This is a genomic window from Aerococcaceae bacterium DSM 111021 (assembly GCA_020112395.1).
In the GTDB taxonomy this organism is placed as follows: Bacteria; Bacillota; Bacilli; order Lactobacillales; family Aerococcaceae; genus Ruoffia.
Window position 1 is genome coordinate 315,624 of record JACCEK010000001.1, and the last position, 19,211, is coordinate 334,834.

The window sequence follows — 19,211 nt, forward strand, 5'->3', positions numbered from 1 at the left end:
CTATTCTATTATATTTACAATTCCGTTTTCTAACATATTGTATTCATTTATTTTACCAAACCGATTAAAAGGATAATACACAAAATTTGTCTCTCCTTGAATATTCTCGGCTTGGATAAGACCGAACTGACGGCTATCACCTGAGTATGGGCGGTTGTCCCCCATAACAAAATAATGGTCTTCAGGTACTTCAGTAAGCCCTAAAGTATCCCATAGGCTAAAATCTTCAGTAAATCTTCCTTCTGTGTCTGATTTAAGCGGCTCTAAATATGGTTCTTCAACAGCTTGATTATTTAAATATAACGTATCATTTGAAAAATATAACTCATCCCCAGGTTGTCCGATTACTCGTTTAACATAAGAATCACCTGACCCTCTTGGATCCGGAAATATAACGACATCGAATCGATTTATTTCTATGTTTCTTAACATCACCATTTGGTCTTGATGATGTAATTGTGGTTCCATAGAGCTACCTTCTACTTGAAACGGCTGTAAAACATAATGGCGCAGTGCTAAAAAGATTAGCACTGCAACCATTATTGCAAATATTATACTCACTATTTCATTAATCAGTTGTTTGAGAATATTCACGCTGCATCATCCTCTGATAAATACTCTTCTAAGACATCAACAGCTGCATCATATTGTGAATCATTTTCTTGAATGTACTCACGTGCCATTGTATTCAATGTGGTCGCTGTTTCGCCGGTCACTTCTCCAGTAACTTCTAATTCATTATCTTCTTGAAATTTTTCAACAGCTACTTGAACCGTATCGTCAAAGTATGTTCCAACATTTAGTTCATAACCAAATGCGTCTAGCATATTAGTTAATGATTCTACTTGATCTGATCCATCACCTAAAGCAAGTACTTCTTCAGAGTTTAGTATGATTGCTGTTTCAATTGGATGTCCTTCTACTTGAACAGTTGGTTCGATACCTATGTCATGAATCCATTCCCCACTAGGTGTCAACCAACGAGCGAAAGTAAGTTTCAATTCACCGAAATCAGTCGCATTTAAAATTGTTTGCACTGAACCTTTACCAAAACTTTTTGCACCAATGATAGGTGCATCGGTATTTTCTTTAATGGCTGCAGTTAATATTTCACTCGCACTCGCACTTCCTTCATTGATTAAAAGAACATATGGTTCAGTGATTTGGAAGTCACCGTACTCTGAATCATTAGCAACATAAGTAGTTACTGAGGAGCCACTTTCTTCCATTTGCATAATGATATCGTCATCTTCTAAAAACATATTACTAATAGCAAGTCCTTGATCCAATAAACCGCCCGGGTTATATCTTAAATCGAATACAAATGATGTAGCACCTTCTTCTCGTAAGCCCTCAACTGCAGTTACCAATTCGTCATAGGTGGTTCCATTGAATTGTGTAATCTGAACATTTCCAATTTTAGAATTGTCTTCATCTAATTCACCAGTTACGGTAGTGATTGGTATCTCTGCTCGTTCTAGTTCTACATTAAAAGTTGATGAACCACGTTGAATGACAAGGTTAACCGTTGTACCTTCTTGACCACGTATCAATTCAACTACTTCGTTTGTATTCATTCCTGTTAGTTTAGTTCCATCTGCTTCTAAAATTATGTCATTTGGTTGTATACCAGCTTCACTAGCCGGTGTACCATCAATAGGTGTTACGATGACAATCTGTCCATCACTAGCCATAATTTGGATTCCAACACCTTGAAATGACCCTTCAACGGTTTCATTCATATCAGCCGATTCTTGAGCATTCAAGTATTCAGAATAAGGATCTCCAGTTGAATCAACCATTCCTTTAAGGGCACCTTCTAGTAGTTGGTCTTTACTAATATCTTCAATATAAAATTGTTGGATAGCATAATATACATCAGCAATATTTTGTATGTCTTCATCGCTTAGTTCTTCGACATTAGATTCTTCGTTTCCAAATAACCACTCAAATCCATGAGCTCGATTCAAAGAGGTTGAACTTAATAGTACAAAGGCGAAAATAACTACAATAGAAGTAATAGACCAATATTTATTTCTTTTTTTCATATTCTCACCTCAGTATTTTCTATTTATCTAATTTTACTGCTGTTTTTAAAGCGATTTCCATCATTTGTGTGAATGTGTTTTGACGTTCTTCTGCAGTCGTTTCTTCACCAGTAATTAAATGATCACTTATTGTACACATAGCTAGCGCTTTACGGTTATGCTTTGCTGCAACGGCGTATAGACCTGCTGCTTCCATTTCAACGGCCAGTACACCATAATCTGCTAATTTAGTTTTATTCATCTCTTCATTATAGAATCGATCACTTGATAATATATTACCTACATGAATATTCTCTTTGCTCAATGATTCTGTTGCCAGATGGTATGCAATATCCAACACTTCAAAATCAGCAATTGCTGAATAATGTACTTGACCTTCAAATATATTTTGTAAAATACTTGAGTCAGTTGTTGCTCCTTGTCCGAAAACAATATCACGTACTTTAACTTCGTCCTTCATTCCACCTGCAGAACCAATACGGATGATTGTCTCTACTTCATATTCAGTATATAATTCCTCTGCATATAACATAGCGGATGGAATACCCATTCCTGATCCTTGAACAGAAATTTTCACTCCATTATATTCACCAGTATATCCGAACATGTTTCGAACAGTATTGTATTGTGTCACATTCTCCAAGAATGTTTCAGCAATAAACTTTGCTCTTAATGGATCTCCTGGGAAAAGAACTGTTTTTGCAACATCACCTTTGTTTGCTCCAATATGTACACTCATTTTTATATTCCTCCTTAAAAATTATCAAATTGATATGATTGCCAAGTATCATCAAAAACTACTAATAGTTTACTATACTCGGGCGATGATTCTAAATATGTGGATATTTCATCAAAGTTTTCGCTTTTCTTTGGAAAACTCTGATCAGAATGGATCCGATTTGCAAGACGACTAATTGGGTCATTCGCATCGTGATTCACATGTCTAAAAATATATTCGTAAAACGAAGGTCGCATTTAATTACCTACTTTCAATTTTTCCTTAATTAATCATGATTTTATTATAACATCGTATCTGAATAATCAAAACAAAACTTATTACATTTCATATAATTATACTCAGCTCATCGGCTTAGTAAACAAACTAACATTAAAATTTTAAAGTAAAAGAGCTACAAAAAATATATATTTTAAATATAGTTATATCACAATGTTCAAATGTAACAATCAGCTAGTGTAACGGCAATTTTATCCGGTTAATATTTGCTCAATATTATCCGATTGACATTATTATATCCATATCTATAATAATCTATATGTCATATTATTACAAAGGAGTAAACAAGATGGGTAAATCAATCGTGCATGTTAAATTTTCGGGAAGCATATCATATGAATATGATGATTCTGGAGATTTACTAGATTATGAATTATTTGATAAAGCAATGGAAAATTTTGCCGATGATCCTGAATTATGTGGTCAATTAGCTGAGTACGACTGTGAAATAGAACGGAAATAGTTATTTTGAGATAACTATTCTTATTTTTTGAAATATTTATGCGGATTTCCACTCATAAAGTACAAGTTTTATGTACAATACCTTTCTATTTGTTATAATCAAATTAGATATAAAAAAGGAACTGGAAAGGTGATTATATGACAAACGAACCTGTATCAAAAAAGAAAGCAATATTAGTCGAAGTTTTAAATGCCGTAACTCATGGTATAGGAACTATTCTAAGTATTATTGGATTGATCTTATTAATTATTAAAGGTATAGATTTATCATCCACTCAAGCAGTTGTCGCTTACGTCATATATGGCGCTAGTTTAATCTTACTTTTTCTAAACTCTACACTTTATCATAGTTTGAGTTTCACAAAATTCAAAGATTTTTTCCAAAGATTAGATCATGGTGCAATCTACTTATTAATTGCAGGTACTTACACTCCTTATTTAATTATAGGTATAGGTGGCCGCTTAGGTATATTTTTCTTAGTTCTGGTTTGGGGATTAGCATTGGTAGGAATTTTATTTGAATTATTTTTTATTAATAAATTTCCGCGTCTAAGTACTTACATGTACCTGGGCTTAGGATGGTTAGGTATTGGAATAATCTATCCATTGATACAAAACATTGATCTAACTGGTATATTGTTATTAGCGTTAGGTGGTATGGTATATTCCCTAGGCGTAATCTTTTATAGTATGAAGAACAACAAATGGATGCATATTATTTGGCACTTGTTTGTGATGGCTGGTGCGTTTTTCATGTATATCAGTGTTTTACTCTATGTCTAAAAACGCGAAAACACATCCATTCGTTTTGCATTAAACGAATGGATGTGTTTTTTTATTGTGCTAAATTATCCATAATATTCAACAAAGCTGACATCATATTCTCCTCAAATGGGGAATGCCCCGAGGATTCAACAATGTTCAATTCAGAATGAGGTAGCTTCTGTTGTAACTCATAAGCACCACTCACCCGACAATCAACATCGTATCGACCATGAACAATATCAATAGGCGTATTTGATAAAACTGATATATTATTCAATATATAATTATCATCATCCCAAAACATTTTATGTTTAAAGTAATGAGCTTCTAATAGCCCGAGGGATAAGTCTTGCGGTTTAACACTTGATTGAGATGTTTCTACTGGCAAATGTAAAACTATACTTGATTCCCAAGCATTCCATTGTCTACAAGCTTCATCTCTTTCGTGGTTGGATCCCTCTGTCATTAAGCTAAAATAAGCACTTACCAGATCATCTTGGTTGTCCTCAACAATAAATGATTTATATTTTTCAAATTCTGAAGGATAAAATTCACTAGCCCCAAACTTAAATAGCCAATCAATATCTGATTGTCTCCCTAAAAATACACCTCGTAGTACAAGACGCTTTATTCTTTCATGGTATTTAATGCCATAAGCTAGAGCTAAAGTTGTACCATAACTGCCACCAAAAACAATCCAAGAATCAATCCCAAAGTGTTTTCGAATCACTTCCAAATCCTCAACACTTGCATCTACAGTATTATTTTCTAGTGATAAAAAGGGTTTACTGCGTCCTGTTCCTCTTTGGTCAAATAGGATGATTCGAAATCTTTCCGGGTTAAAGAAACGACGTGATTTTTCACTTATTGAACCACCTGGTCCTCCATGAAGAAAGACCACTGGTATGCCATCAGGATTTCCACATTCTTCAATATATAGCGAATGCCTATCTGAAACATCAATATAAGTATTTTTATTAACAAGTGTATTTAAATAACCCATTGTCATATCGTCGCCTCCACTATTTCTTATCTTTTGAACTCATCTCAATGGATTTATTAATAGCGGCAGTAACACCTTTGTTAATAGCTGATTTAAAACCAGCATGTTCAAGCGCAACAATTCCTGCTATCGTCGTCCCACCTGGGCTCGTTACTCTATCTTTTAATTCACTAGGGTGTCCGCCAGATTCAATCACCATGCTAGAAGCGCCTTTTACTGCCTGCGATGCCATCTTACGACTTTGCTCACGGGATAATCCATTTTCTACACCAACGTCGCTCATTGCCTCTATAAGTTGATAAATGAACGCGGGACTAGAGCCTGCTAGCCCAGTCACTGCGTTAAATAATGATTCAGGTATTGCCTCTACAATACCAGCATTTTTTAAACTTTCTTCAAATAGATTTATCTTTTCGGTTTCGATATTCTCCGAAGTACAATAAGCAATGTAACCTTCACCTACTTCTACAGGCGTATTTGGCATCGTTCTAATCCACTTATGAGATTCTGGTGTAAAAGCTTCTAATTGCTCAATCGATAAGCCAGCTGCCATACTAACCCATGTTTTTGGTTCAGAATCAGTTATTAGATTATCAAGTTGATCAAAAATGTTCTGAAATTGATTGGGCTTAACGCCTATATATATTAAGTCAGACTCGTTGATGAGTTCACTTAAGGATTCAGCTCCTACAACATCAGCGCCAATCTGTTTGGCTAAGGTTGTTAGTTTTTCTTTCGTTCGATTATGTAAAATCATCTCGTGTCCCGCTCGCAGTATTGCTTTAGCAATAGCAGAACCCATGTTTCCGACTCCTATCATTCCGATTGTAGGCATTATATCCCTCTTCTTTCTAATCTAATCCCACGCGTTTAAAGATTGTGTCTACTTGTGTTAAATGATAAGACGAATCAAATAATTTATCAATTTCATCTTTCGATAACTTCTCATTTATAATTTCATTCGACTTAACTAATTCCTCAAATGATTCTGATTCATCCCATGCAATTTTAGTTAAAGGTTGGACTAAATCATATGCTGCTTCACGAGTTAAACCGGCATCTATCAATGTTAGCATAACACGTTGCGAATAGATTAAACCATATGTTTTGTCCATATTTTGTTGCATATTCTCAGGTAGGACAGTTAAGCTTTCAATAATCTTTGCAAATCTATTTATTTGGTAGTTTAGTAATGTTGTCGTATCGGGTAATATAATACGCTCAGCTGATGAATGTGAAATATCTCGTTCATGCCATAATGCCACATTCTCGAATGCTGGTGTAATGTAACCACGCATCACACGCGCTAGACCAGTAACGTTTTCACTCCCAATTGGGTTTCGTTTATGAGGCATTGCCGAAGAACCTTTTTGACCTGCAGCAAAAAACTCTTCGACTTCACGAGTTTCAGTTTTTTGTAAACCTCTGATCTCAGTCGCAAAACGTTCAATACTTGTACCAATTAATGCGATAACCGCTACATAATGAGCGTGTAAATCACGAGGTAAAACTTGTGTTGAAATATCTTGTGCGCGAATCCCTAATTGTTTACATACAAATGCTTCAACTTCAGGGGGTGTATTTGCGAAAGATCCAACTGCACCACTCATTTTACCAGCTTCAACATCTTTAGCTGCTTCTTCAAAACGTTTTTGATTTCGTTTTAATTCTGAGTAGAATCCTGCTAATTTCAATCCAAAAGTCGTTGGTTCTGCATGAACACCATGAGTTCGACCCATTTGAATTGTATATTTATGTTGCTTTGCTTTTTCCCCTACAACGTCAATGATATGTTGAAGATCTTTACGTAAGATATCATTGACTTGCTTTAATTGGAACCCATAGGCCGTATCAACTACATCTGTACTTGTTAAACCATAATGAATCCATTTACTCTCATCGCCTAAACTCTCACTGACACATCGAGTAAAAGCAACAACGTCATGTCGTGTTTCTTCTTCGATTTCTAAGATTCTATCAACCGTAAAAGATGCATTTTTTCTAATTTTGTCTACATCTTCTTGTGGTATTTCCCCTAAGTTTGCCCATGCTTGACATGCTTCTATCTCAACATCTAACCATGTTTCATATTTCTTCTCAAGTGACCATATATTTTTCATTTCTGGCCGTGTATAACGTTCTATTGTCATTATTTATCCTCTTTCTTACGTTCCCACCACTCATAACGGTGAGTGTGAATATTTTTTTCATCTGTTTCGCCTTGAAGCACTTTGGTTAACTCCCAATTCGTGGTGTCAATTTCTGGCATAACAACATCACTCGGAAAGTTCTCCTCTATGACTGTTCTAACAATTTTGTCAGCATAATTAACCAACTCTAAGAAAACTTTTGCACCACCTATGACCATCAAATTATTGTTGGCAGATAATTCTAACGCTTCTTCAACTGTATGAATAACCATAAGCCCAGGTATATCTTGTCCATATGTCTTGTCTGTTGTGAGTACAACGGTTTTTCGACCAGGGAGCAAACGTTTGTTCATGGCTTCAAATGTTCGACGCCCCATTAACATAGTATGTCCCATTGTTGTTTCTTTAAAAAACTTTAAATCATTCGGTAAATTCCAAGGCAAATCGTTTTGGTAACCAATTCCACCGTTTAAATCTTGTGCATACACAAAAGTTATCATTCTTTCACTTCCTTAAACTGCTATGGGTGCTTTAATTGAAGGATGGGGTTTATAACCTTCTACTTTAATATCATTGGTATCAATTTGATCTATTGGTGCATCACTATTTATAACTAAAGTCGGTAACTGGCGAACGTCACGCTCTAATAATAAATTAGCTTGCTCAATATGATTAGAATAAAGGTGTGCATCACCTATAGTATGAACAAAATCTCCGACTTCTAATCCAGTTTCGCGTGCAATAAGATGTGTTAGTAAGGCATAACTAGCTATATTAAATGGAATACCTAAAAATACATCCCCACTTCGTTGATATAATTGACAACTCAACTTACCATCCGCAACGTAGAATTGAAATAAAGTATGGCATGGTGGTAAAGCAGCTGTCGGAACATCTTCAGGATTCCAAGCCGTCACAATATGTCGTCTTGAATCAGGATTAGTCTTTATTTGTTCAATGACTGTTCTGATTTGGTCTAATGTATCGCCATTGCGCAATTCCCAAGCACGCCACTGTTTACCGTATACATCACCTAAGGGACCAAACTTCTCACTAAAATCATCGTCATTTAATATTTTTTCTTGAAATTTACTCATCTCGGAATCATAAATCGCTTTGAACTCTTCATCATCTAATACTCGCAGGCCAAAATCAGTCATATCAGGACCTTTATAGTCATCACTTTCGACATAATTTTTAAATGCCCACTCATCCCATATGTGATTATTGTGTTCTAATAAGTAGCGTATATTCGTATCTCCACGCAAAAACCATAATAATTCAGATTTAATTAGCCCAAATGGTACACGTTTTGATGTCAGTAAAGGAAACCCTTCTTGTAAGTTAAAACGCATTTGGTGACCAAAAAGACTAACGGTTCCAACCCCTGTACGATCTTCTTTCTTCGTACCCTCGTTTAATACTTTTCTAACTAGTTCTTGATATTGCGTTGTCATTTGTTTACTCATCCTTTCTAAAGTGAAAGTTCACTTAAGTACTCGTAACGGTCATAGTACTCTAGTAAAGCTAACTCTAGCGACTCTAATCTTTCTTGTAATTCCATTAACTTGAACGCATCGCTACCTTGTGATCCCATTTCTGTCTGGATAGTTTCAATTTCTGTTTCAGTATCTTCAATATCTTTTTCTATCGTTGCCCATTCTTTCTTCTCGTGATAAGACATTCGCTTCTTATCTTTTTTATCAGTCACCTCTTTTTCAAGTACTGCTTTTGTTGCAACTTTATTATCTACTTTAGTAACTTGATTCGATTCTTTACGTTGAGTTTCTAAGTAATCGCTGTAGTTTCCATATATTAAACTAAATTGTCCATGCCCTTGAACGTCTAATAATTGGTCGACCGTCTTATCAATAAAATAACGATCATGAGAAACGATTATTACCACTCCGACAAATGAATCTAAATAATCTTCAAGAACTGTCAATGTTTCAATATCTAAATCATTCGTCGGCTCATCTAAAAACAATACGTTTGGCTCTTGAATTAATAAAGTTAGCAAATATAATCTACGTCGCTCACCACCAGATAAATACTTAATTTGTGTACCGTGAGTCACACGTGGAAAATTAAACTGTTCTAACATTGAAGCAGCTGAAACTGATTGACCGCCATCTGATTGGAATTCATCCGCGATTTGTGTTAAATATTTAAGAACACGCATCTCGCCAGGTAAATCTTGATCTAATTGGCGGTAATAAGCAATCTTAACTGTTTGCCCAATCTCGTAGACCCCGCTCTTAATTGGATGTAAGCCCGCTAGAGTATTCAAGAAAGTTGATTTTCCAACACCATTTTCTCCAATTATGCCAAGGCGCTCACCTTTAACAAAGCTTTTCGTAAAGTTCTCAATAACTGTTTTATCACCAATTTCAATAGATACATTTTCTAAATCCATAATCCGTTGTCCAATTCGCTGTTGATCAAAGTTAAAATCAATTGTTTCTTCTGCCTTATTACGCGAATCAATGGTATCTTTTAAGTCGTCAAATCGATTAATACGAGCTTGTTGTTTAGTTGTTCTAGCTTTTGCCCCTTTACGCATCCAACCTAACTCTTGTTGGAATAAACGATTTTGTTTTTCTTGCATTCGTTCATTATTGGCGGCTTCCTCACTTCGTTTAATTAAATACGCTTGATAATTCCCCGTGTATTCTCTCAGTTGACCAAAGCTTAACTCAATTATTTTGTTCACTGATCTCTCTAAGAAATATCGATCATGTGTCACTAACAAAAGCGCCCCTTTATATGATGCTAAATACTTCTCTAACCACTGTATTGAATCAATATCAAGGTGGTTGGTCGGCTCATCTAATATTAATAAATCCGGTTCAGATATAAGTACTTGAGCAATCCCGATACGTTTACGTTCTCCACCAGAACATGTTGACACTGAACGACTTAAATCTTTTAGACCTAATTGGTTCAATACGGTTTTCGCATTCACTTCTATTTCCCAACCATTATTTAAATTCATATCGTCACTCATCTTAGTGAAACGATCAAAGTAAGTCATGTTTTCTGGTTCATTTTCTAAATCTAACCGAGCTTTTTCATAATGCAATAATTTCTGTATTTGAGGTGCTGGACTATCATATACAGTCTCCAAAATAGTTTTATTCTCATCTAATTCTGGATGTTGGTCTAAGTATCCGATACGATAATCATTAGGTTTTACAATTTCACCATCATCATAATTGTCAATATTTGCAATGACTTTTAACAATGAACTTTTCCCCGTACCGTTAGCTCCTATTAGTCCAATCCGATCTCCCGTACGTATAGATAGATTTACTCCACCTAATAATGTCTTTGTTCCATAAGTTTTATGTAAATTAGTTATTTTTATTTCTTTCATATCAAAACTCCTCGCTAAATTCACTATATTATAACATAGAACGGATTAGACTATTTTAAAATGATGCACTTTATTTGTCTATTAATGCTTTACAAAATAAAAAACCAGGAACCATAAGTTCCTGGACATAATTACCCTTTGCCAAATTGACTTCGATATAAATCTGCATACACACTATTTCGAGCTAATAATTCGTCATGCGTTCCATCTTCCATGATACCTTGAGGTGTCACTACGATAATTCGATCAGCATTAGTGATTGTTGCTAATCGATGCGCAATGACTAATGATGTTCTACCTTGTGACAATTCATCAAGTGACGCTTGAATAAACCTTTCAGTAGCTGTATCCAATGCACTCGTTGCTTCATCAAGAATGAGAATTTTAGGGTTCTTCAAGAAAATTCTTGCGATAGACAGACGTTGCTTTTGCCCACCTGATAAAGAGACCCCTCGTTCACCAATCTGTGTATTAATACCATCTGGTAAATTTGAAATCACTTCACGTAATTTTGCTGAATTAATCGCAGCTTCAACTTCTTCATCAGTTGCATCTAATCGTCCGTATAACACATTCTCTTTAATCGTGCCGTCGAATAAAAAAACATCTTGTTGAACAATCCCTATTTGTTTACGTAATGATTGCATCGTAACATCTTTTATATCAATGCCATCTATATTTATTTGTCCGTCCGAAATTTCATAAAAACGAGGTAATAAGTTCACGAGTGTTGTCTTTCCAGAGCCACTTGGGCCAACAAATGCTACAGTTTGACCGGCCTTAATGTCTATATTAACTTTTTCAAGCACAGGTCTTTCTTGACTATAACCAAAAGAGACATTTTCATAACGAATATTCCCTGAAAACTCTGGTGCTTCTTTTGCATTTTCGCTATCGATAATATCTGGTTGTTTACTTAACTCTTCTTGTAACCTCATAAAACCTGCATAGCCCTTTGGATAAACTTCTAACATTGCATTTATTCTTTCAAGTGGACGAACAAATACATTAGAAAGTAATATGTACCCAACTAATTCTCCGATAGTTAACTCTCCGATTATTATATAGTAAGAGCCGGCAATTAATGCGAATAAGTTAATCAGTCGCATAATAATATAATTAAATGAAAAGCTAATTGCCATAGAATTGTAAAAATCAACCATAGTTAAACGATAGCGTTCAGCTAAATCTGTGAAAATATTCTTCTCAAAATCTTCATTAGCAAAAGCCTTCACTACCCGCATACCACTAATAGAATTTTGGATACCTGCATTAAAATGCCCTAGGTTTTGTTTAATACTCATATTAACCTTGACCATTCTCCGACTAAATATGCCAAGCATAATTCCCAATATTGGAATTAAGGCCACAGTCATTAATGCAAGAGGCACATGAACATTCAACATGAGTAAAAATGCACCCACTAAAGTCATTATTGTAATGAAAACATCCTCCGGACCATGATGAGCTAATTCACTAATCTCAAATAAATCTGTCGTAATTCGACTCATTAAGTCCCCTGTTTTCATCTTATCAAAATAAGCATACGATTGTTTCTGAAAATGCCCAAATAACTCACGACGCATATCTGTTTCAATATAGCTTCCAAATAAATGTCCAATAGATACTACAATATAATTCATCGTTGTATTAAATAAGTATAATGCTAATAAAAGTACCGAGAACATGACTATATGGCGTAGATTACCTTGTGGTAAAATTTGATCAATCACCATATTTACTGCAATTGGAAAGAATAGTTCCAATATTGCTGAAAGTACCGCACAAAAAAAGTCTATGATAAATAATTTTTTGTAAGGTGTGTAATAAGAGAAAAATTTTTTTAACATAGTATAACTCCTTCGACATTAAATCACTAATCATTCTACCTCAATGATATAGTAATTTCAAAGCAATAAAATAAAAAAGCATGGTTTTGAAATTACTCAAATACCATGCTAACAAATTATTTCAATATGTATTACTTTTTATTTCTTGAAGATACAACCAACCAGATTCCAGCTACAACCGCAACTGCTGCAATTAGAATTAAAATCCAACTGTTTGCTTCTCCAGTATTAGGCAATACTTCCATTGCATTAACTTCTACAGGGAAGAACATGAATAAAGTTAGTATATAACTAAATAAAAATGTTTTCTTCATAAGAATACTCCTCATCTACAAAATGTTTCATTCATCATATATTATATGTAATATGATTAGAATAAGCCAGTTATATTCCCTTTAACATCAACATCAATACCTTCTGCTGATGGTTTCTTTGGTAATCCTGGCATAGTCATAATTGTTCCTGTAATTGCAACAATAAATCCTGCACCAGCCGAAAGTCGTAATTCATTAATATGAATATCAAAATTAGTTGGCGCTCCAATTAATGAAGCTATGTCAGATAAAGAATATTGTGTTTTTGCCATACATACCGGTAGGTCACCAAAGCCAGCACCCTCAATTTCTTTCAGCTGTCTCACAGCTTTCTTAGATAATACTGCACCATTTCCGCCATAAACCTTTTTCACGATTTGGTTTACTTTATCAACTAAAGACGTATTTAATTCATAGGCATATTTTAGCTGGGTATTATTATCACATGCATCCACAACTAATTGTGCTAGTTCAATTGCACCATCACCACCATGTTCCCATACTTTAGCTACAGCAGCGCTTATCCCCCATTCTTGACAGGCATCTAAGATAACTTGAATTTCAGCATCCGTATCGGTGTAAAAATGATTAATACCTACTACCGTATTTAAATTAAACTCTTCTCTCATTGTATGAATATGGTGTTTAAGATTAATAAGTCCTTTTTTCACAGCTTCGACATTCTCTTCATTTAAATGTTTTTTAGAAACGCCACCATGCATTTTCAATGCTTTAACAGTTGCTACAACGACAACAGCATCAGGCGAAATATCTGCTGTTCTACACTTTATGTCAATGAATTTCTCAGCACCTAAATCGGCACCAAATCCAGCTTCAGTCACAGTATAATCACCATAATACATAGCATGCTTGGTTGCTGATATACTATTACATCCATGAGCAATGTTTGCAAATGGACCACCATGGATAAATGCCGGTGTATTCTCTAGTGTTTGAACTAAATTAGGCTTAAAAGCATCAACTAATAGAGCGGTCACAGCCCCTGCACCCTTTAATTGTGCTACAGTAACAGGTTGGTTGTCATAATCATATGCCACTATGATTCGATTAATTCTTTGTTTCAAATCAGATAAGTCTTCCGCCAAACAAAAAATAGCCATAATTTCAGAAGCTACAGTGATATCATAACCATCTTCTCTAGGCACTCCATTCGTTGAGCCATTCAGCCCATTAACAATATGTCGCAATTGACGATCATTCATATCAACAACGCGTTTCCAATGTATCTTTCGTGAATCTATTTTTAATTCATTACCATGATGAATATGATTATCTAATAATGCAGAAATTAAATTATGAGCTGAAGAAATTGCATGGAAATCACCCGTAAAATGTAAGTTAATATCTTCCATTGGTATAACTTGAGCATACCCGCCTCCAGCAGCACCACCCTTCATTCCGAATACGGGACCTAATGAAGGTTCTCGAAGAGCAAGGACTGATTTCTTACCAATTTTTGCTAATCCATCCGCAAGTCCAACAGATACTGTTGTTTTTCCTTCTCCAGCAGGAGTTGGTGAAATTGCTGTAACTAAAATGAGCTTTCCTTTATTTTCATTGAACATTTCCTGGCTTATATCCACATCAATCTTCGCTTTATGATAGCCATATGGAATAAATTCTTCATCTGTTATTCCTAACTGTTCAACAATTTTTTTAATAGGCTGTATATTAGCTTGCTTTGCAATCTGACTATCTGTTAAATGACTCAAATAACCACTCCTCGTTAATAATGTGTTCAATACATTATAACATATAAGAGCGGTTGCATAGCATTACGGATAATTCATTTATAAATACCTCTCAAAATATTCGTATTTCTTACATTAATAAAACCAGATGTAAAATTAAAAGCATATTGTTTTAAATTAGATTAAAGAATTAGCTAAAATATATACGTATTTACTGCGTATAATTGATCAGCGTAAAGCAAATAATATAGCTTTGTGCTGTTTTTTTTGTGTCCAAAGTTATAAAGGAGATATAATTTATGGAGTTTCATATGAAATTACCGAGAAATGGAAAAGAATTTCTGGTGTTTTTGATAATACTATCTGTACTATCAGTTAATATTATCGCACCATTTATCACAATGTTAGAGATGGGGTTTAGTTTAAAAAATTGGCAAAATACATTCCAAGTAATGCCTTATATTTGGATAGTCGTAGTTATCTTAGTTCTTTTAACTCATAATCCAGCAACAAAAATATCAAATAAACTAATAAAAAATAGATGATAGTTTTAATGCACATGTGATTGTAAGTTATTTAGTCAATGCGTTTATAATGTCTATTGTGCTTACAATTGTTGCGACTTGGATTGGTATGGGGAAAATAACTACAATACTATTCCAAACCTTCCCTAATAACTGGCCAAGAAATTTTGCAATCGCATTTTTTGTCGAAGCAATCATTGCTCAGCCGATTGCTCGTTTTATTATACTGAAGATGCACCGACATATAGATGCAAAAGATACTAAAGCGTTTTTCTAATTAACTTCTTTGAATCTGGTTTAATCAAATAAATTTCGGTATATAAAAAGCATCCACGAGTGGATGCTTTTTATATACACGTTAATCTTCGTCCATAGACAATACAGCCATGAATGCTTCCTGCGGAATTTCTACACTTCCGACTGACTTCATTCTTTTCTTACCTTCTTTTTGTTTTTCAAGAAGTTTTTTACGGCGAGAAACATCCCCACCGTATAACTTAGCTGTAACATCTTTACGATATGCTTTAATCGTTGTACGAGCTATAACCTTATTACCGATAGTTGCTTGTACAGGAATTTCAAACATTTGACGTGGAATGATTCCCTTAAGTTTACTTGCTAATTCTTTCCCTCGGTTAAAGGCAAAATCACGGTGAACAATTGTACTAAACGCATCAATCACTTCACCATTAAGTAAAATATCCAATTTAACTAAATTAGATTCTTTATATCCGATAACTTCATATTCTAAGGAAGCATACCCTTTTGTATTTGATTTTAATTTATCAAAAAAGTCAAAAATTATTTCGGCCATTGGCATCTCATATACTACGTTCACTCGATATTCATCTAAGTAATCCATAGTCATAAAGTTACCACGTTTTCGCTCACATAAGTCCATGACGGCACCAACATATTCATTTGGTACCATGATTGTTGCTTTAACATATGGCTCAAAAATCTTGTCAACTTCAGTATTATCAGGCATCATCGATGGATTATCCACGATTAACTTAGAGCCGTCTGTCTTAATCACTTCATAAATAACTGAAGGTGCAGTCATTATCAAATCTAAGTTAAATTCACGCTCTAAACGTTCTTGGATAACATCCATGTGTAATAGACCTAAGAACCCTGTACGGTAACCAAATCCTAGAGCTTGTGATGTCTCTGGCTCAAATTGAAGAGCTGCATCATTTAATTGTAATCTCTCCAAAGATTCTCTTAAATCATTGTAATCACTTGAATCCACTGGATATACACCTGCATAAACCATAGGATTTAACTTACGGTACCCCGCTAAAGCAGCATCGGTAGATCTATCTGCCAGAGTGATTGTGTCACCTACACGCGTATCCTGAATGGTTTTAATATTAGCAGTTACGTATCCTACGTCTCCTGCCATTAAGAAATCACGCTTAATTGGAGATGGCGAGAAAATACCAACCTCAACTACTTCGAATTCTTTATTGTTACTCATCAACATCATTCGATCGCCCGCACGCAATACTCCATCCACCACTCGAATACTTAAGACAACCCCACGGTAGCTATCATATGCTGAGTCAAAAATTAAAGCTTTAAGTGGTGCTTCAACATCACCTTGTGGTTCTGGAACTTTTTCAACAATTTGCTCTAATATGTCTTCAATTCCGATACCTGATTTTGCACTTGCATGAACAGCTTCTGACGCATCAATGCCTATGATATCTTCTATCTCAAATTGAACACGTTCAGGATCTGCTGCTGGTAAATCAATTTTGTTAATAACCGGTAAAATTTCTAAATCATTATCTAAAGCTAAATAGACGTTTGCTAATGTCTGAGCTTCAATACCCTGCGCAGCATCAACTACTAATAAAGCACCTTCACATGCCGCTAGAGAACGTGAAACTTCATATGTGAAGTCGACGTGTCCAGGCGTGTCAATTAAATGAAAAATATAATCTTCTCCATCTTTAGCTTTATATGTTAATTCAATCGCATTAAGTTTAATAGTAATTCCACGTTCACGCTCAAGATCCATTGAATCAAGTAACTGAGCCTGCATATCACGGTCAGCTACAGAATGTGTCTGTTGTAAAATTCTATCAGCTAAAGTTGATTTACCGTGGTCAATATGTGCAATAATCGAGAAGTTTCTTATTCTTTTTTGTCTTTCTCGCATTTCATTTATATTCATAAAACCTTCACTTCCTTTATAGCCAGATGGCTTACCTACAAAAATTCTCACACTTAATCATACCAAATATTATAGCATATTAATAGGGTTCTTAATGCTTTTTTATTAAATTATCTATTCATCAATATACAAGTCTAAATTTAACTTAGTGTAAAAACGAGAGTTTTCCATAAACTTCTGTGTCAGTGGAACATATTCATTGTAACCATGAAATCATCTTCAGCTTTAAATATAATACTAATGAATTTATATTTAGGAACTTTCGACTCACCAACCTATTGAATCTGGAACTCACTGTTCATTCGCACAGCTTCTAGTGTGTTAGTTCCTCCTTTTCATGACACACTAACCTGCTCCGCAAACTCTCCAGTATGCTTAGATAAATAAATTAATCCATAGGCGAAATCTGTTGTAATTAGCTAAAAGCGTTCTACTATGGTCCTGAGCTGTTCTCATTGGAATAAGCGTAAAATTATGGTCATTTTTACACAACGGCAACATCTTTATCTAAAAAAGCTACCCATTGACTTAACAATGGGTAGCTTTAAATATTATTTATCGAACATATCTCTCATCTTATCAAAAAATCCACCTTCATTATTCGCACGAACAGTTTGGCCTGATTCATCAGCTAAATCTTGGAATAATTCACGTTCCTTATCTGACAATTTCTTCGGTGTAACAACTTTAATTTTCACATGTTGATCCCCAGTGAAATTACCTCTTAAACTTGGGGCACCTTTACCTTTGAGACGGAAACTCGTACCTGTTTGAGTACCACCTGGTACCTTCAACTTCACTTTACCATGAACTGTAGGCACAGTTATTTCATCACCTAAAGCTGCTTGGACAAATGTAATAGGTAGTTCATAATATATTTCCGTACCATCACGTTCAAACTCTTCACTTGGCTGTACTCTAAAGACAACATATAAGTCTCCATAAGGTCCACCGTTTTGACCAGCTTCACCTTGTCCAGTTAAACGAATTTGTTGATCATTTTCAACACCAGCTGGAACAGTTACTTTAACAGAATGTTCTTTGTTTTCAATCCCAGCACCATGACACGTTTCACATTTTTCTTTGATTTCTTGTCCAGTTCCAGAACACACATCACATGCGCGTTGTGTCATTACACGACCGAAAGGTGTGTTTTGCTCTACTTGAACTGCACCAGAACCATGACACTTAGAACAAGTTACTGGGCTTGTTCCGGGTTTTGCTCCTGAACCATGACAAGTATGACATTCTTCATTACGATTGTACTTTACAGTCGCGTCTTTTCCAAAGATAGCTTCTTCAAAAGTTAAAGTCACACGATATTGTAAATCACTTCCACGTCTCGGTGCATTAGGGCTCTGACGAGATGCACCTGAACCTCCAAAGAATTGTTCAAAAATATCTTCGAAACCAAATCCAGCACCGCCGTAGCTTCCGCCACCAAATCCACCACCGAATCCGCCGCCAAAGTTTGGATCATTTGCAGCATGTCCATACTGATCATAAGCAGCTCGCTTTTGTGAATCACTAAGTACTTCATATGCTTCAGACACTTCTTTAAACTTATCTTCAGCACCTTCATCTTTATTGATATCTGGATGATATTTTTTTGATAATTTACGATATGCTTTCTTAATCTCTGCATCTGCTGCATCACGAGACAAGCCTAGCACTTCATAATAATCACGTTTCTCTGCCATAATCTACCTCCTTCTTTAAATGATGACAATCAATATTAACTCAACTCATCTAATAGAAATCAAACGAGCGATATGTCAGATTATATAAAAAGCCAAGGGAATTGATGCCC

At 35.1% G+C, this 19,211-nt stretch carries 17 protein-coding genes and 1 pseudogene; 3 read left to right on the plus strand and 15 right to left on the minus strand.

The window, feature by feature from the left end; all coding sequences use genetic code 11:
* Genes lepB through HYQ40_01520 form a run of 4 tightly spaced genes read right to left on the minus strand, consistent with a single transcriptional unit; the run spans nt 1 to nt 3,023 of the window.
* Complete coding sequence (gene lepB / locus HYQ40_01505; protein MBZ6526435.1) at nt 1–594, minus strand: signal peptidase I; 594 nt, start codon at nt 592–594, stop codon at nt 1–3.
* Entirely contained in the window at nt 591–2,048 is a 1,458-nt protein-coding gene (locus tag HYQ40_01510) for a S41 family peptidase (GenBank protein MBZ6526436.1), read from the minus strand. The genes lepB and HYQ40_01510 overlap by 4 nt, the downstream gene beginning before the upstream one ends.
* A gap of 19 nt (nt 2,049–2,067) precedes the next feature.
* On the minus strand, nt 2,068–2,787 hold the full coding sequence (gene deoD, locus HYQ40_01515; protein ID MBZ6526437.1) for a purine-nucleoside phosphorylase: 720 nt from the start codon (nt 2,785–2,787) through the stop codon (nt 2,068–2,070).
* Between the two features lie 14 nt (nt 2,788–2,801).
* Nucleotides 2,802–3,023: a hypothetical protein gene (locus HYQ40_01520; protein ID MBZ6526438.1), complete on the minus strand. Its 222-nt coding sequence runs from the start codon at nt 3,021–3,023 to the stop codon at nt 2,802–2,804.
* A gap of 329 nt (nt 3,024–3,352) precedes the next feature.
* On the opposite strand from HYQ40_01520, the gene HYQ40_01525 reads away from it, so the two are divergent.
* Together HYQ40_01525 and HYQ40_01530 are read left to right on the plus strand one after the other, a co-directional pair.
* Nucleotides 3,353–3,526: a hypothetical protein gene (locus HYQ40_01525; GenBank protein MBZ6526439.1), complete on the plus strand. Its 174-nt coding sequence runs from the start codon at nt 3,353–3,355 to the stop codon at nt 3,524–3,526.
* Nucleotides 3,527–3,663: 137 nt separating this feature from the next.
* The gene (locus tag HYQ40_01530; protein ID MBZ6526440.1) at nt 3,664–4,308 is read left to right on the plus strand and encodes a hemolysin III family protein; all 645 of its coding nucleotides are present in this window, start codon (nt 3,664–3,666) and stop codon (nt 4,306–4,308) included.
* A gap of 52 nt (nt 4,309–4,360) precedes the next feature.
* Here the strand turns inward: HYQ40_01530 and pip are convergent, their stop codons facing one another.
* From pip to HYQ40_01575, 9 genes are all read right to left on the minus strand, one after another.
* Entirely contained in the window at nt 4,361–5,299 is a 939-nt protein-coding gene (gene pip, locus HYQ40_01535) for a prolyl aminopeptidase (protein MBZ6526441.1), read from the minus strand.
* A 13-nt stretch (nt 5,300–5,312) separates the two neighbouring features.
* The gene (proC, locus tag HYQ40_01540) at nt 5,313–6,128 is read right to left on the minus strand and encodes a pyrroline-5-carboxylate reductase (GenBank protein ID MBZ6526442.1); all 816 of its coding nucleotides are present in this window, start codon (nt 6,126–6,128) and stop codon (nt 5,313–5,315) included.
* Between the two features lie 16 nt (nt 6,129–6,144).
* Nucleotides 6,145–7,443: an adenylosuccinate lyase gene (gene purB / locus HYQ40_01545; protein ID MBZ6526443.1), complete on the minus strand. Its 1,299-nt coding sequence runs from the start codon at nt 7,441–7,443 to the stop codon at nt 6,145–6,147.
* Nucleotides 7,443–7,943 carry a dihydrofolate reductase gene (locus tag HYQ40_01550; GenBank protein ID MBZ6526444.1) on the minus strand — a complete coding sequence of 167 codons (501 nt, stop codon included), beginning with the start codon at nt 7,941–7,943 and terminating at the stop codon, nt 7,443–7,445. Before HYQ40_01550 ends, purB begins: the two co-directional genes overlap by 1 nt.
* Before the next feature lie 12 nt (nt 7,944–7,955).
* On the minus strand, nt 7,956–8,900 hold the full coding sequence (locus HYQ40_01555) for a thymidylate synthase (GenBank protein MBZ6526445.1): 945 nt from the start codon (nt 8,898–8,900) through the stop codon (nt 7,956–7,958).
* Nucleotides 8,901–8,917: 17 nt separating this feature from the next.
* Nucleotides 8,918–10,819 carry an ABC-F family ATP-binding cassette domain-containing protein gene (locus HYQ40_01560; GenBank protein MBZ6526446.1) on the minus strand — a complete coding sequence of 634 codons (1,902 nt, stop codon included), beginning with the start codon at nt 10,817–10,819 and terminating at the stop codon, nt 8,918–8,920.
* A 131-nt stretch (nt 10,820–10,950) separates the two neighbouring features.
* Nucleotides 10,951–12,669 (minus strand): ABC transporter ATP-binding protein, encoded by a 1,719-nt coding sequence (locus HYQ40_01565; GenBank protein MBZ6526447.1) that lies wholly within the window; start codon nt 12,667–12,669, stop codon nt 10,951–10,953.
* Nucleotides 12,670–12,800: 131 nt separating this feature from the next.
* Entirely contained in the window at nt 12,801–12,983 is a 183-nt protein-coding gene (locus tag HYQ40_01570; protein MBZ6526448.1) for an LPXTG cell wall anchor domain-containing protein, read from the minus strand.
* A 56-nt stretch (nt 12,984–13,039) separates the two neighbouring features.
* Nucleotides 13,040–14,716: a formate--tetrahydrofolate ligase gene (locus tag HYQ40_01575; protein ID MBZ6526449.1), complete on the minus strand. Its 1,677-nt coding sequence runs from the start codon at nt 14,714–14,716 to the stop codon at nt 13,040–13,042.
* A gap of 278 nt (nt 14,717–14,994) precedes the next feature.
* Between HYQ40_01575 and HYQ40_01580 the strand changes: the two are divergent.
* Nucleotides 14,995–15,496: pseudogene (locus tag HYQ40_01580) on the plus strand (hypothetical protein).
* 81 nt (nt 15,497–15,577) lie between these two features.
* Here the strand turns inward: HYQ40_01580 and lepA are convergent.
* A complete protein-coding gene (lepA, locus tag HYQ40_01585; protein MBZ6526450.1) occupies nt 15,578–17,401 on the minus strand; it encodes an elongation factor 4 in 1,824 nt (607 codons plus the stop codon).
* Nucleotides 17,402–17,952: 551 nt separating this feature from the next.
* Nucleotides 17,953–19,101: a molecular chaperone DnaJ gene (gene dnaJ, locus HYQ40_01590; protein ID MBZ6526451.1), complete on the minus strand. Its 1,149-nt coding sequence runs from the start codon at nt 19,099–19,101 to the stop codon at nt 17,953–17,955.
* Nucleotides 19,102–19,211: the final 110 nt, after the last annotated feature.

Coding starts and splice junctions, on each gene's coding strand:
- deoD (MBZ6526437.1), bottom strand. CDS start 2,787: ATGAGTGTACATATTGGAGCAAACAAAGGTGATGTTGCAAAAACAGTT.
- HYQ40_01560 (MBZ6526446.1), bottom strand. CDS start 10,819: ATGAAAGAAATAAAAATAACTAATTTACATAAAACTTATGGAACAAAG.
- HYQ40_01525 (MBZ6526439.1), top strand. CDS start 3,353: ATGGGTAAATCAATCGTGCATGTTAAATTTTCGGGAAGCATATCATAT.
- dnaJ (MBZ6526451.1), bottom strand. CDS start 19,101: ATGGCAGAGAAACGTGATTATTATGAAGTGCTAGGCTTGTCTCGTGAT.
- HYQ40_01530 (MBZ6526440.1), top strand. CDS start 3,664: ATGACAAACGAACCTGTATCAAAAAAGAAAGCAATATTAGTCGAAGTT.
- purB (MBZ6526443.1), bottom strand. CDS start 7,443: ATGACAATAGAACGTTATACACGGCCAGAAATGAAAAATATATGGTCA.
- pip (MBZ6526441.1), bottom strand. CDS start 5,299: ATGACAATGGGTTATTTAAATACACTTGTTAATAAAAATACTTATATT.
- HYQ40_01555 (MBZ6526445.1), bottom strand. CDS start 8,900: ATGACAACGCAATATCAAGAACTAGTTAGAAAAGTATTAAACGAGGGT.
- HYQ40_01565 (MBZ6526447.1), bottom strand. CDS start 12,669: ATGTTAAAAAAATTTTTCTCTTATTACACACCTTACAAAAAATTATTT.
- lepA (MBZ6526450.1), bottom strand. CDS start 17,401: ATGAATATAAATGAAATGCGAGAAAGACAAAAAAGAATAAGAAACTTC.
- HYQ40_01570 (MBZ6526448.1), bottom strand. CDS start 12,983: ATGAAGAAAACATTTTTATTTAGTTATATACTAACTTTATTCATGTTC.
- HYQ40_01510 (MBZ6526436.1), bottom strand. CDS start 2,048: ATGAAAAAAAGAAATAAATATTGGTCTATTACTTCTATTGTAGTTATT.
- proC (MBZ6526442.1), bottom strand. CDS start 6,128: ATGCCTACAATCGGAATGATAGGAGTCGGAAACATGGGTTCTGCTATT.
- HYQ40_01520 (MBZ6526438.1), bottom strand. CDS start 3,023: ATGCGACCTTCGTTTTACGAATATATTTTTAGACATGTGAATCACGAT.
- HYQ40_01550 (MBZ6526444.1), bottom strand. CDS start 7,943: ATGATAACTTTTGTGTATGCACAAGATTTAAACGGTGGAATTGGTTAC.